A 13,417-nucleotide genomic window follows, 5' to 3' on the forward strand; every position below is an offset into this window, starting at 1 on the left:
GACGACGCCCCCTGGGACCCCGGTCTCAGGGGGCGTCGTCGTGCGCCGGCGGTGCTTCGATCCCCAACGGCCGGGTCCCCGCCGCCAGGCCGAGCTGGCGCCGCGACCGGATCCAGCCCCGGACGAAGGCGACCGACACCAGCGCCGTCCGGTTCGGCGCCTTCCACGACTTCATGAGCCGCCCGAGGTGCCAGGCGACGGCCTGCCGGCTGTAGGCGGTCTCCTTGGCGATGGCGTCGTTCGAGAGCCCGCTGGCGGCGAGCGCGAGCATCCGTTCCTCGGTCTCGTCCAGGCCGGGCGCGGACGCCACCAGGTCGATGTCGTCGGTGCCGAGCGGTGCCGCGGCGTCCTCTGACGGACCGCCACGCTGCTGCGCCCAAGCCTCGGCCCAGCAGGAGCCGAGCTCGTGCGCCACGAGCGACGCCCGGCTCATCGCGAGCATCGTCCGCCCCGCGTGGTCGATCGTCGTCGCGTGCTCGCGGGTGGCCGTGTGCATGACGAGCGCGAAGACGCGGATGGCGGGCAGGGCGCCGCGGAGCACGACCGACACGTCGACGTGCGGATCACCGGCACTGGCGGCGGCGACCTCGCGCAGCCGGACGAGGCAGTCGGGGTCGAGCGGCTCACCGTGCTCGACCGCCCGCAGCGCTGCGGGGAGCACGAGCGGGACGATCTGCTCGTAGCGCCGCCGGAGCCAGTCGTGTCCGTCCGGACGGATGCCGTGCAACGGTGGCGCGAGCAGCAGCTCGGTGAACTCGGGGCACCGCTCGTCGAGCGCCAGACCCAGCCGCTCCCCCGGGAGCAGCACGGCCGTCCGTCGTGCGTCGTCGCGCTCGGTCGTCATCGTGCGTCGAACGTATCCGGACAACAGGTGTCGTGTCCGCTGCGTTCACGTGGTGTTCGTTCTTACCCCGGACACAGGGCCCTGCTCCGGCCCCCGTAGCCGGGCTCCCGAGCATGAGCGGCATGACGGAGACCGACCAGCCCCTCGACATCGACATCGTCGTCCCCTGCTACGACGAGCAGGACACACTCGCCGCCCACGTGCGGCGGCTGCACACGTTCTGCCGGACGTCGTTGCACCACTCGTGGCGCATCACGATCGCGGACAACGCCTCGACCGATGACACCGCCCGGATCGCCGACGACCTCGCGGCGATGCTCCCCGGCGTGCACGCGGTCCACCTACCCGAGAAGGGCCGGGGTCGTGCGCTCAAGGCCGTGTGGGCCGCGTCCCCGGCGACGGTGCTCGTGTACGTCGACGAGGACCTGTCGACGGATCTGGCGGCCCTCGAGCCACTCGTCGCGCCGCTGCTCTCCGGGCACTCGGACCTGGCGATCGGGACGCGGCTGGCGGATTCGTCGCGGGTGGTGCGGGGCAGCAAGCGCGAGTTCATCTCCCGCTCGTACAACCTGTTGCTCCGGTCCACGATGGGGGTGTCGTTCTCCGACGCGCAGTGCGGCTTCAAGGCCGTCACCAAGCGCGCGGCCGACCACCTGCTGCCGCTCTGCGAGGACGACGCGTGGTTCTTCGACACCGAGATGCTGGTGCTGGCCGAGCACGCCGGACTGCGCATCCACGAGGTCCCGGTGGACTGGGTCGACGACGTCAACTCGTCGGTGCACATCGCGTCGACCGCGACCGCGGACCTGAAGGGCATGTGGCGCGTCTCGCGGGGCATCGCCACGGGTCGGGTTCCCATCGGCGCCGTGTACGAGGCGATCGGCCGCCGCCCCTTCACCCCACCGCACGTCGGGTTCCTCGGGCAGCTGCTGCGGTTCGGGGCGATCGGGGTGCTCTCCACGGTGGCGTTCGCCGTGCTCTACGCGCTGTTCCGGCCGGCGATCGGAGCGCAGACCGCGGACTTCCTGGCCCTGCTGCTGACGGCGATCGGCAACACCGCCCTCAACCGGCGGCTCACGTTCGGCGTGCGGGGCCGCGCCGGAGCCGGGCGACACCACGTGCAGGGGCTGGTGGTCTTCGGCGTCGCCTGGGCGATCACGTCGGGGTCGCTCGTGGTGCTGCACAGCACGACGCCGGGAGCCTCGCACGGCACGGAGATCCTCGTGCTGACGGCCGCGAACCTGTTCGCGACGTGCGTGCGCTTCGTGCTCTTCAAGGCGTGGGTGTTCCGCACCGGCCGCCGTCACCCGGAGCGCGTCCGCCCCGGGACGACCCCCGCCGCCGACGCGAGCACGGCAGTCACGGAGCCGATCGCGGTGAGCGACCGAACCGGTGAGCGAGCGGCCTGACACCGTGCCGGGTCACCCACCCGGTGCGAGGTTGCACGGCGCCCGCGGCACGCCGCACCGTGCGGCGTCGGCCATCCCGTGCGAGGTTGCACGGTCCGTGCAGCGCTACGAACTCGCACCGAGCGTGCAACCTCGCACCAGCCGAACAGACCCGCACGGTGCGACCCCGTCACACGCCCGGACCACCCGTGTTGCACGGTCGGTATACCAAGCCGTAGCATCGCCCTACCGCACCACCACCCCACAGGGCCCGACTGCCACCATCGGTCTGCCCGCGGCGAGCGCTCCATCGATGCAGCCCGCGCCGTCCGCTGCCGGCAACGCCCCACTGGACCCGCACGTGAACCCCACACCCTTCGGTCTCTACGACCCTGCCCGCGAATCGAGCGATTGCGGCGTCGGTTTCATCACCCGTCTCGACGGGACGCCGAGCCACGACGTCATCCGCAAGGGCGACGAAGCGCTGTGCTCCATCCCGCACCGCGGCGGCAAGTCCGCCGAGGGTGTCGGTGACGGCGCGGGCGTCAGCATCGACCTGTCGGTGGAGTTCTTCAGCGCCATCACCGGCCAGCAGCTGCGCGCCGGGCACTTCGGCGTCGCGAACTGCTTCGTGCCGAGTGGCACCGGCGCGGACGGCGCCGACGAGCGCACCCGGGCCCAGCAGACGGTCTCGGACGCCATCGCGGCCGAGGGCTTCGAGCTGCTGCTGGTCCGTGACGTCCCGGTCGACCACTCGGTCGCGCGCCCCGAGGCCGAGCAGTACCAGCTGCCGATCGTGCAGTGGGTCTTCCGTGCACCGTCCGACTGGGACCGCACCGAGGTCGACGCCGCCGCGAACCGTGCCCTGCTCGCCATCGAGGCCGTGTCCTACGCCCAGGCCGCCGCCGAGCGTGCCGAGCACGCCGCCCTGTACCCGCTGTCACTCAGCGCCCGGACCCAGATCCTGAAGGGCCGGCTGAACTCCGGCGAGGTGATCGGGTACTTCACCGACCTGCGTGACCCCCGGCACTCGGTGCGGACGCTGTACTTCCACACCCGGTTCTCGACGAACACCGAGCCGCACCCGACGATGGCGCAGCCGTTCCGCCTGATGGCGCACAACGGCGAGCTGAACACCGACCGGAAGAACCGGCTGTCGGACGAGGCGCTCGCGCGTGCCCGCACCCGGAGCATCGTGCGTCCGCCCGGGCAGTCGGACTCGAGCCGGCTCGACCAGACCCTGCAGAGCCGTGTGTTCGACGACGGGCTCGAGATCGTCGAGGCCGTCGTCTCGCTCATGCCCCCGGCGTGGGAGAACGACCGCACCCTGACCCCCGACGTCCGGGACATGCTCGAGTACTTCTCGCTGTACGAGGAGAAGAACGACGGCCCCGCGGCCGTGATCTTCAGCGACGGCGACGTCGTCGGTGCCCGGTTGGACCGTCTGGGCCTGCGCCCGCTGCGCACCGTCGAGACGGCCGAGTACCTGATGGTGTCGTCCGAGGCGGGCCAGGTCGAGTTCGCCGCCGACGAGGTCGTGCACCGCGGCCGCATCGAGGCCGGCGGCATGCTCGTCGTCGACCACCGCACCGGATCCCGCATGCGCACCGGCGAGGTGCTGCGCATGCTCGCGGCCCGCCGTGACTACGGCACCCTGCTCGACGCGGCCCGTGTGAACCTGGACGACCTGCCCGCGCCGGCCTACGAGCGCACCAGGAACACCCTGGGCTACGACGGCGACCTGTCGCTCGCGGGCCGGTACGTCGCGTACTCGCTGAACCAGGAGAGCTTCCGGTTCATGCTCGACCCGATGCTGCAGAACGGGTCGGAGCGCATCTCGGCGATGGGCTACGGCAACGCGATCAACGCCCTGAGCGACACCGAGGGCGGCATGGCGAAGTACTTCTCGCAGCGCTTCGCCCAGGTGACGAACCCGCCGCTCGACTCGATCCGCGAAGCCGACGGCATGTCGATGCGCGTCGCACTCGGCGCCAAGCCGGACGGCACCGGCACCACGGGCCGGCAGCTCGTCGTGCAGTCGCCGATCCTCGGGCACCTGGACATGGTGCGGCTGCGTGACCAGGACATCGTGCCGCTCGAGCGCTTCGACATGCTCTACGTGCCGGTGCCCGCCGACGAGCAGGCGAACGCCGACGCGATGCGCGGCGCACTGGACGCCCTGTGCGACGCGATCGAGGCGTTCGCGGCGCGTGGTGGTGGGATCGCGGTCGTGACCGACCGCGAGGTGTCGTCGACCCATGCGCCCCTTCCCGTGATCCTGGCCGTGGCGGCCGTCAACCAGCGGCTCATCGAGACCGGTCTGCGCCTGCGGGTGTCCGTCGTCGCGGAGAGCGGTCAGCTGCCATCGTCACACCACGTCGCGACCGCGCTCGGCTTCGGTGCCGCCGCTGTGTACAGCTTGAGCGCACGGCTGCGTGCGGAGGAGAAGTACCCCGCCGCGCCCGCACCCGCCGGTGAGCTGACCGCGACCGACCTGGCACTCAAGCAGTTCCGCAAGGCCGCCGAGAAGGCCCTGGCGAAGACCATGGGCCGCGTCGGCCTGTGCACCGCCGAGAGCTACATCGGCGGCGAGTTCTTCGAGCCGAACTACCTCGACACCGGTGACGACGTGCTCGCACGGGTCTTCCCGCACATGCAGGCCCCGGTCGGCGGCGTCGGCTTCGTGCGCATCGCCCAGGCGGCGACGGACTGGCACGAGCGTGCCCGTTCGGTGGCGTCCGAGGGTCAGGTCCCGCTCCTCGGCCTGTTCAAGGAACGCTCCGACGGCGCCGGCCACTCGTTCGGCGTCGCGAGCGTCCGCGGGTTCGGCGGCATGACCGAGGAGCGCCCGGCCTTCGAGCGCTCCGGCGACTCGGACGCGCTGCGGCTGCTCACGCTCCGCCAGCTCGACGACTCGTTCGGCATCACCGACGCCGCGTACCGGAACACCGGGTACGACCGCCTCAGCGAGGCCGAGATCGACGCGCACCGCATCACGCCGGGCTACGTCACGTTCCTGCAGACCACGCACGACGAGCGGTCCCGCCGCCCCGCCGCGCTCCGCGACGTGCTCGCCCTGCCCGCGGACGTCACGGGCATCGACACGGCCGAGGACTTCGCGCGCGAGCTCGGCCGCTTCTCGACGAGCGGCAACGCCAGCGTCACCGTGCGCGGGCTGTCCGGCTCGCGTCCGTCGGACGACCAGGACCTGCCTGGAGGAACGGAGCGGTTCCGCCTGGAGCTCACGTCGACGGGGACCACGGGTGCACTGCGCCACACGGCCCTGGCAGACGGCCTCGCGTTGCTCCACCCGGGGCAGATCGACGTCGACGCCGTCGACGACACCCAGGTGACGCTCCGCGCCACCGGTGCGGCCGTCGCGCTGCTCGCGCTGCTGCAGAGCGCCCCGGCGAGCGTCGAGCTCGACGAGGTGCAGCCGGCCCACGAGATCACCCGGACCCTGGCGTCCGGCGCGATGAGCCACGGCGCGCTCGTCGCCACCGCCCACGAGGCCGTCGCGCACGGCACGAACATGGTCGGCGGCATGTCGAACAGCGGTGAGGGCGGCGAGCACCACTCCCGCTACGGCACCATCCGCGGCTCGCGCATCAAGCAGTTCGCCTCGGGCCGGTTCGGCATCTGGGCCGGCTACCTCGCCGACCCCATGCTCGAGGAGCTCGAGATCAAGATCGGCCAGGGTGCGAAGCCCGGCGAGGGTGGTCAGCTGCCCGCACCCAAGGTCACGGTGGACATCGCCGCGGCCCGTGGGGGCACGCCCGGCGTCGAGCTGATCTCGCCGCCGCCGCACCACGACACGTACTCGATCGAGGACCTCGCGCAGCTCATCCACGACTGCAAGGCCGCCCGCGTCCGGGTGATCGTGAAGCTCGTCTCGTCCGAGGGCATCGGCACCATCGCGGTCGGTGTCGCGAAGGCCGGCGCGGACGTCATCAACGTCGCGGGCAACACCGGCGGCACGGGCGCCGCGGCCGTCACCAGCCTGAAGTACGCCGGCCGCTCCGCGGAGATCGGCGTCGCCGAGGTGCACCAGGCCCTGGTCGCGAACGGCCTGCGCCAGAAGGTCACGCTCCGCTGCTCGGGTGCGCACCAGACCGGCAGCGACGTCGTCACCAGCGCCCTGCTCGGCGGCGACAGCTTCGAGTTCGGCACGACCGCGCTCATGATGCTCGGCTGCGTGATGGCGAAGAACTGCAACGTGAAGTGCCCGGCGGGCCTGACCACGAACGCCGAGGCGTTCGAGGGCGACCCCCGCGCGCTCGCGCAGTACCTGCTCAACATCGCGCACGACGTGCGGCAGATCCTGGCCCGTCTCGGCCTGCGCTCCCTGCGCGAGGCCCGTGGCCGGACCGACCTGCTGCAGCTCCTCGACCACCCGGCGAGCGTCGGCCGGCTCGACGCACGTGCCCTGCTCGCCCAGGTGCCCGAGAAGGTCGTCACCGACCCGGAGTACCTGGAGAAGGACTTCCACACCGACGACGCCCTGCTCGAGCGCGTCCGCACCGCCCTGGTCGACCACGCGCAGGAGCACGTGCTCGTGCACGGCGTCCTGCTCGGCAACAGCGACAAGTCGGTCGGCGGCCAGCTCGGCATCGACCTCGAGCGCCTGCTCAACCACGAGCTCCGCTCCGAGGACGTGCAGGGCCTGCCCGCCGTGACGACGGACGACCGCGGACGCCGCCGGCTGGTGGACGGCGCGGTCACGATCCGCACGCAGGGATCAGCCGGGCAGTCCTACGGCGTCTTCAACAACGACGGCGTCGTGCTCGAGCACACCGGCACCGCGAACGACGGCGTCGGCAAGAGCCAGAGCGGCGGACGGATCATCGTCCGTGCCCCCGGTGGCGGCAGTGCCGAACAGGGCGGCAACGTGCTGGTCGGCAACTTCGCGCTCTTCGGGGCCACCGGCGGCCGCACCTTCGTCGAGGGCGAGGCCGGCGACCGGTTCGCCGTCCGCAACTCCGGCGCGACCGCCGTCGTCGAGGGCGTGGGCGACTTCGGCTGCGAGTACATGACCGGTGGCGCCGTGTTCAACCTCGGCGCGTTCGGCAAGGGCCTCGGCAACGGCATGTCCGGCGGGTTCCTGTACCAGTACGACCCGTCCGGCCAGGTCGCCGAGCGTGCCAGCACCGACTCGCTCCTGGTGTTCCCCGTCACCGACACCGAGCGCGGTGCGTTCCACGAGTCCGCCGCCCGCCTGCTGCTCGAGTGGCACCTCGAGGCGACCGGTTCGGCCCTGGCCGAGCGGCTGCTCGCCGAGTGGGACACCGCACGCGCACACGTGTTCGTCGGCATGCCCCGCGCCCTGCTGCTCACGCAGGACGCCGGCGAGATCCTGGCGGCGGCGACCCGGCCGGAGCTCCTCGACGAGCTCGCGACCTCGATCGCCACCGACAAGCTCCGCGCGTTCAAGCTCGACTACCGCGACCAGCGCACGGTGCTCGACGGCCGTGCCCCGGCGCTCGGCGACCAGGGCGAGGACATGTTCTCGCTGCTGTCGTCGTACACCGTGCTCGGGGTCGCCCAGGACGTCGCCCTCGAGCGCGTCCCCGGCGCGTCCGGTGCCGCCGACCCGCGGGTCGCCGACGCCGTCAAGAACCTCGTGCTCACCGAGGACTTCTCCGTCAAGCAGCGCGTCGTGAAGTACCTGCGCGGCACGCTCGACCGGTTCGCCGACGACCAGCTCGCGACCCTGATCGCGATCAAGCGGCTCGACGACTACAAGCGCGCGCTCACGCAGCGGAACAACCGCAGCATGGACGCGCCGGGCACCACGGGGTGGATCATGCACCAGAACGCCCAGAACGACGGCCGCGTCCGCGAGGCACGCTTCGACGAGCTGCTCGCGACCGCGGCGCTCGAGGACATCGCGCGCCGTGCACCGCAGGCGCCGACCGAGGCGGTGACCGCGTGAGCCTGCTCCCCCCGACCGGGTCGCTGATCCCCGTCGACGCACCGTTCTCCGCCGCCCAGGAGTCCTGGCTCGCCGGGTTCATCGCGGGCATCGCCGCCGCCGGCAAGAAGGTCGCGGCCAGCGCGCCCACGACGACGATCGACGTGCTCTTCGGCACCCAGACCGGCAACGCCGAGTTCCTGGCCGACGAGCTCGTCGCCGGCGCAAGGGCCCGCGGGCTCGGTGGCCGTTCCAGCGCGCTCGACGCCGTCACGCCCGAGCAGCTCGCCGAGATGTCGCACGTGCTCGTCGTCACCTCGACCTACGGCGAGGGCGAGATGCCCGACAACGCCGGCCTGTTCTGGGACGCGATCCAGGCCAGCACGGTGCCGCGGCTCGAGGGGCTGCAGTACGCCGTCCTCGGGCTCGGTGACACGAGCTACGACGAGTTCTGCCAGGCCGGCAAGCTCCTCGACACCCGCTTCGAGCAGCTCGGCGCGACGCGGGTCCACGACCGCGTGGACTGCGACGTCGACTTCGAGGACGCGGCCGCACTGTGGACCGCTGCGGTCCTCGACCGCCTGGCCGCCGAGACCGGCGCGACGGCTGCACCCGACGCTGCCACGGGCGGTGGCACCGGCGACGGTGCAGCCGCGACCGGCGGGGCGGGCGCGAGCCGTGCCTCCCGGCCGGGGTCGCAGTGGAACAAGCGCAACCCGTACCCGTCGCGCCTGGTCGAGAACCGGCTGCTCTCCTCGCCGCGCAGCGCGAAGGAGATCCGGCACTACGAGTTCGACCTCGGCGACTCGGGGATCGAGTACGCGGCCGGTGACGCCCTGGCGGTGGTGCCGGTGAACGACGAGGTCTTCGTGGCGGACCTGCTCGAGCAGGTCGGCGCGAACGGCGGCGAGGCGTTCGACGGCCGTCCGATCAGCGAGGTCCTGCGGACCGACCGCGAGATCCGGACGCCCTCGAAGGACCTCATCGCTGACCTGGTGCAGCGCGCGCCGTCGAGCGAGCTCGCAGCCGTCGTGGCGCACGGCGACAAGCACGAGCTGGACCGCTGGCTGTGGGGACGTGACGTCCTCGACCTGCTCCGCGACGCCGGGTCGGCTGCCCCCGGACTCGACGAGCTGTTGCCGAACCTCCGGCCGCTGCAGGCGCGCCAGTACTCGATCTCGTCGAGCCCGCTGGCGCACCCGGACCGCATCCACCTGACCATCGCGTCGGTGCGCTACGGCGACCCGCACCGGATGTACGCCGGCGTCGCGTCGACGTTCCTGGCCGACCGGGTCGACCCGGACGGCACCGTCGACGTGTACCTGCAGCCGAACGCGTCGTTCGGGGTACCGGCGGACGAGTCGGCGCCGATGATCATGATCGGACCGGGCACCGGGGTCGCGCCGTTCCGCGGGTTCCTGCACGAGCGTGCGGTGTCCGGTGCGACCGGGCGCAACTGGCTGTTCTTCGGCGACCAGCACCGGGACACCGACTTCGTGTACCAGGACGAGCTCGCCGAGCTGCAGGAACAGGGCGTGCTGGACCGCCTCGACCTGGCGTTCTCGCGCGACCAGGCCGAGAAGGTCTACGTGCAGACCCGGATGCTCGAACGGTCGGCGGAGCTGTTCGCCTGGCTCGAGGACGGCGGCCACGTGTACGTGTGCGGCGACGCCTCACGCATGGCGAAGGACGTCGAGGCCGCGCTGCTGCAGGTCATCCGCACCGGCCGCGGGCGCGACGAGGACGACGCGCAGGCGTACCTGGCCGACATGCGTCGCGCGAAGCGGTACGTGCGTGACGTCTACTGAGGCGAGCGGAGAGACCGCCCCGGCCACGGAACCCGAATCCGATGGCCGGGGCGATCCCGGAGGAGCGCCGGTCGGTCGAGACCGATCGGCGAGCCCAGCACCGTGACGTGGCGGTCCCGGCGCACGGCGCCGGTCGCATGAGCGGCGAATCCCCTGATCCGGGACTCACCTCGCTCGCTCGCCCAGAGCACCGATGGTTGGTCGGTGCCGGACTCGCAGTGCGTCACGGTCAATTCGGGTCCCCCTCCTGCCGCGGGACAGGTCAACACCGGATCCCTGGATTCCGGTGCGGGGGACGACTCTGTACCGCGGTACAGAAAGCGTACGGCTCGGACGGACTGACCGGAACCCGTTGACCCAGATCAGCGTGTTGTGGTACCGCTCGGAGTGCTCGAAGCGTCGTCCGCGTCCCCGGGTGCGACGGCACGTGACCACGCCGAGTCGTCGGCCGTGCTGGTGTCCGTCGGCTCCGGTGTCAGCACGAGCCCTGACCCCGACGTGGCCGATGCGTAGAGGTCCTCGAGCCAGCTGCGGTTGATCGACGGCACCCGGCTCCCCGTGAACTTGAAGTGCAGGCTGACGCTCGGGTGCAACCAGATCGTGCTGCGACCGTTGCCGTGGATGACGTCGTCCTTCCACGAGAACGCGAAACGGTGGTCGCGCCGGAGCATGTTGACGATGACGATCTGCAGGTGTGTGAGCGCGCGGTCGTCGATCCGCAGGTCGAGCGGTTGCCCGCCGTAGATGAGCTGGCCCATGGCTCCTTCTACTCCTGTGCCGCGGTGTGCGCGAGGTTCGACGCCCAGGTCGTGATCGTCCGGTCGAACCAGACGGCGTCGACGTTGCGCTCCCACGCGTGTTCGGCCGGTTCGCTGACCGCCAGCGTCACCGTGCCCGGGTGTGCCTCGGCGAACTCCTGGCTGGCCGAGAACGGCACCGTCGTGTCGCCGGCGGAGTGGATGAGCAGGGTCGGTGGCAACGCCCGGGGTGCGCGCAACCAGGAGAGGGCCCGGACGTCGACGGCTTCCCGCAGCCCGACCAGCCGGCAGATGACCGGGGTCGCCATCGCACCGAGGGCGGCCGAGACGACGATGCCGGGGAGACCAGCACGGCGGGCCTGTGACCGGACCGCCACCGACCAGTCCAGCGCGGGGGCGACGAGCACGATCCCGGCCAGGCGGTCGCGGTGCGCCGAGCGGGCGAGGAGCTCGTGCGTGATCGTCGCGCCCATCGACCAGCCGACCAGGACGAGCTGTTCGGCGCCGTTCGCGACGGCGTGGTCGAGCGCCGCTTCGACGTCCGCCCACTCGCGGGCACCGAGGTGCGAGGCCCGGCCTTCCCACGGGGCCTCGCCGTCGCCACGGAACGACGGGACGATCGACGTCCAGCCGAGCTCGAGCGCCGCGGGGACGGTCCGGAGCGCGGTGACCCGGGTCGTCCGGATCCCGTGGACGTGGACCGCCCAGGTCCGGGCGGCATCGCGGACGGCGGGGGCGTCCGTGCCCGCTCCGCCGTCCGCCGCGCCGTCGGGGCCCGGCCGCACCACCCACGCCGGCGCCGGCCCCACCGGCGTCGACAGCGACACCTCGGACCAGTCGACCTCCATCGCCGCCGGGTCCGGGTGCACGTGCCCACTCCACCGCACCCGCGACGACACCGCGCCGGTCGTCCGCACCACGGCCCGCCGCACCGACCCGGCGGCTTCGTCGATCTCGAGCACCGGCCCGACGGTGGTGTGGCCCGGGCCGTCGTGCCACAGGCCGTACTCCCCCGGGCGCACGGTGTCGTCGGTGATCGGCAGCCGGACGGAGTCGGCGTCGGACCCGAGCACGGGGGTCCAGCGGTCGCCCCCGGGCAGCACGATCCGTCCGACGACCTTCCGCACCACGAGCAGGACGAGCAGCGCCGCCACCGCCAGCACCACGAGCGCACCGAGCACCCACCACACGATCGTCACGCCGTCATCCTCCGAGGCTCCGGGTCAGGGTCCGTTCCGCCGCCCGCACCTGGGCGAGCTCGGCATCGTCGAGGGTCCGTCCCTGCACCTCGGCGTCGCGGATCGCGATGACCAGGTCGTAGGTCCGGGCCTGCGGGTCGCCCGGCCGCTCGACCGCGCGCACCTCGTGCCGGCGCACGATGCGGCGCAGGTGGCGGTGGTGCCCGCGGTGCCGCAGGTCACGCCCCCACCGCCGGAACGTCAACGAGGCCATCGCGACGACGATCAACACGATGCCCAGGTAGAACGGCGGGTCGAAGGCCAGACGCAGTCCGTCACGGACCCCGGCTGGGAACACCCCGAAGTGGTCCGCCGTCAGCGAGGCGACCTCGTCGACGCTCGCCAGGACCACCAGGGCCAGCCCGACGCGGAACACCACGAGCGCCACCGGGTTCTGCAGCACGCCACGCCGCAGGGTCGTCGCGGCGATCAGCCCCACGCTCACCATGTAGACGGTCGCGTAGAACCACATCGGCGTCTGTGCGATCCCGTGCACGATGAAGTCGAAGTCGGTCCCGCCACGCTCCTCGACCAGCAGGAACGGCACCGTGAACGCCACGACCACGACGAGCAGCGCCACCGGCTTCGCCAGCATCGGGCGTTCCGGCAGGTCGTCGGTGCTCGCCCGCAGCATCAGCCAGAACGCCACGGTCGCGCAGACGTTCTGCACCAGGTTGATCAGGTTCGAGCCGCCCAGTGCGCCGTCGAGCACGGTCTGCGGCACGACGCTGCCCAGGGTCAGGAGCCCGAGTGCGCCGACACCCGTGGCACCCCAGGCCGCCCGGCCGCGCGGGTTCCGCAGCACGTACGGCGTGCGGGCGAGGAAGATCAGCGCCGCGAACCAGAAGGCTGCGGCGTGCAGTGCTGCCATCAGCCGTAGGCCCGCTCGTCCGCGCCCGTGGCACCGGCGAGCAGGACGGTCGCGAGTTCGTACGCGAACCGCTCGGCGAAGTGCTCGTCGTCGTCCGAGATGCTCACGAGCCCCGAGTCGGCGTCGAGCGCACGACGGCACACGTGGCCCCCGGCGGCGAACTCGGCGACGGACGACGCGGTCGGCGTGCCGACGTCGCCGTGCACCAGGTGCCCGAGCTCGTGCAGCACGCAGTGCATGCGGTAGAGCGGCGGCGCCCCGGCGGGCACGAGCACCAGGTTCTCGTGCTCGAACTGCGACACGAGCGCCGTGAGCGGCCCCCAGCTCGGACCGTCGACGTCGACGACGCGAGTGGGTTTGCCGACCATCGTGCCGACGCCGGTGACGACGTCGGACAGGTGCGGTGCGCGGGGCAGGGTGGCGACGAGGGCACGGACGGCGCCGGACGCGCCCAGCTGCTCCGCCATCGACCCTCCGATCTCCGCGGCAAGACTACCGGCACCTCGCCCTCGTGCACGAGACCGCCGGCGTGACCGGTGGACGGACTGGAGGCCCGTGGCGGCGCCGCCACGGGCCTCCAGTCCGGTCCGCGGAAGCGA

Annotated in this window: 8 protein-coding genes; 3 read left to right on the top strand and 5 right to left on the bottom strand. The window is 72.2% G+C overall.

The annotated features are described in order from the left end of the window. Positions 1-25: 25 nt before the first annotated feature. Entirely contained in the window at positions 26-844 is an 819-nt protein-coding gene (locus BOSE127_RS01945; RefSeq protein WP_031259005.1) for a helix-turn-helix transcriptional regulator, read from the bottom strand. Positions 845-957: 113 nt separating this feature from the next. Between BOSE127_RS01945 and BOSE127_RS01950 the strand changes: the two genes are divergently transcribed. The 3 genes from BOSE127_RS01950 to BOSE127_RS01960 all read left to right on the top strand — a co-directional run bounded on the left by BOSE127_RS01950 (position 958) and on the right by BOSE127_RS01960 (position 9,951). Further along, entirely contained in the window at positions 958-2,253 is a 1,296-nt protein-coding gene (locus BOSE127_RS01950) for a bifunctional glycosyltransferase family 2/GtrA family protein (protein WP_017885435.1), read from the top strand. A 340-nt stretch (positions 2,254-2,593) separates the two neighbouring features. Continuing rightward, positions 2,594-8,164, top strand: a complete 5,571-nt coding sequence (locus tag BOSE127_RS01955; RefSeq protein ID WP_159556091.1) for a glutamate synthase-related protein — start codon at positions 2,594-2,596, stop codon at positions 8,162-8,164. After that, positions 8,161-9,951 (top strand): sulfite reductase subunit alpha, encoded by a 1,791-nt coding sequence (locus tag BOSE127_RS01960; protein WP_056070095.1) that lies wholly within the window; start codon positions 8,161-8,163, stop codon positions 9,949-9,951. Before BOSE127_RS01955 ends, BOSE127_RS01960 begins: the two co-directional genes overlap by 4 nt. Before the next feature lie 362 nt (positions 9,952-10,313). On the opposite strand, the gene BOSE127_RS01965 is transcribed toward BOSE127_RS01960, so the two are convergent. Genes BOSE127_RS01965 through BOSE127_RS01980 form a run of 4 tightly spaced genes read right to left on the bottom strand, consistent with a single transcriptional unit; the run spans position 10,314 to position 13,285 of the window. After that, positions 10,314-10,709, bottom strand: a complete 396-nt coding sequence (locus tag BOSE127_RS01965) for a DUF7882 family protein (RefSeq protein WP_042539899.1) — start codon at positions 10,707-10,709, stop codon at positions 10,314-10,316. Positions 10,710-10,717: 8 nt separating this feature from the next. Then, complete coding sequence (locus BOSE127_RS01970; protein ID WP_159556092.1) at positions 10,718-11,908, bottom strand: alpha/beta hydrolase family protein; 1,191 nt, start codon at positions 11,906-11,908, stop codon at positions 10,718-10,720. 4 nt (positions 11,909-11,912) lie between these two features. After that, positions 11,913-12,818 (bottom strand): hypothetical protein, encoded by a 906-nt coding sequence (locus BOSE127_RS01975; protein ID WP_042539900.1) that lies wholly within the window; start codon positions 12,816-12,818, stop codon positions 11,913-11,915. Then, entirely contained in the window at positions 12,818-13,285 is a 468-nt protein-coding gene (locus tag BOSE127_RS01980; protein WP_017885429.1) for a hypothetical protein, read from the bottom strand. Before BOSE127_RS01980 ends, BOSE127_RS01975 begins: the two co-directional genes overlap by 1 nt. Positions 13,286-13,417 lie beyond the last annotated feature (132 nt).

Source organism: Curtobacterium sp. 8I-2, assembly GCF_902506155.1.
In the GTDB taxonomy this organism is placed as follows: Bacteria; Actinomycetota; Actinomycetes; order Actinomycetales; family Microbacteriaceae; genus Curtobacterium; species Curtobacterium poinsettiae.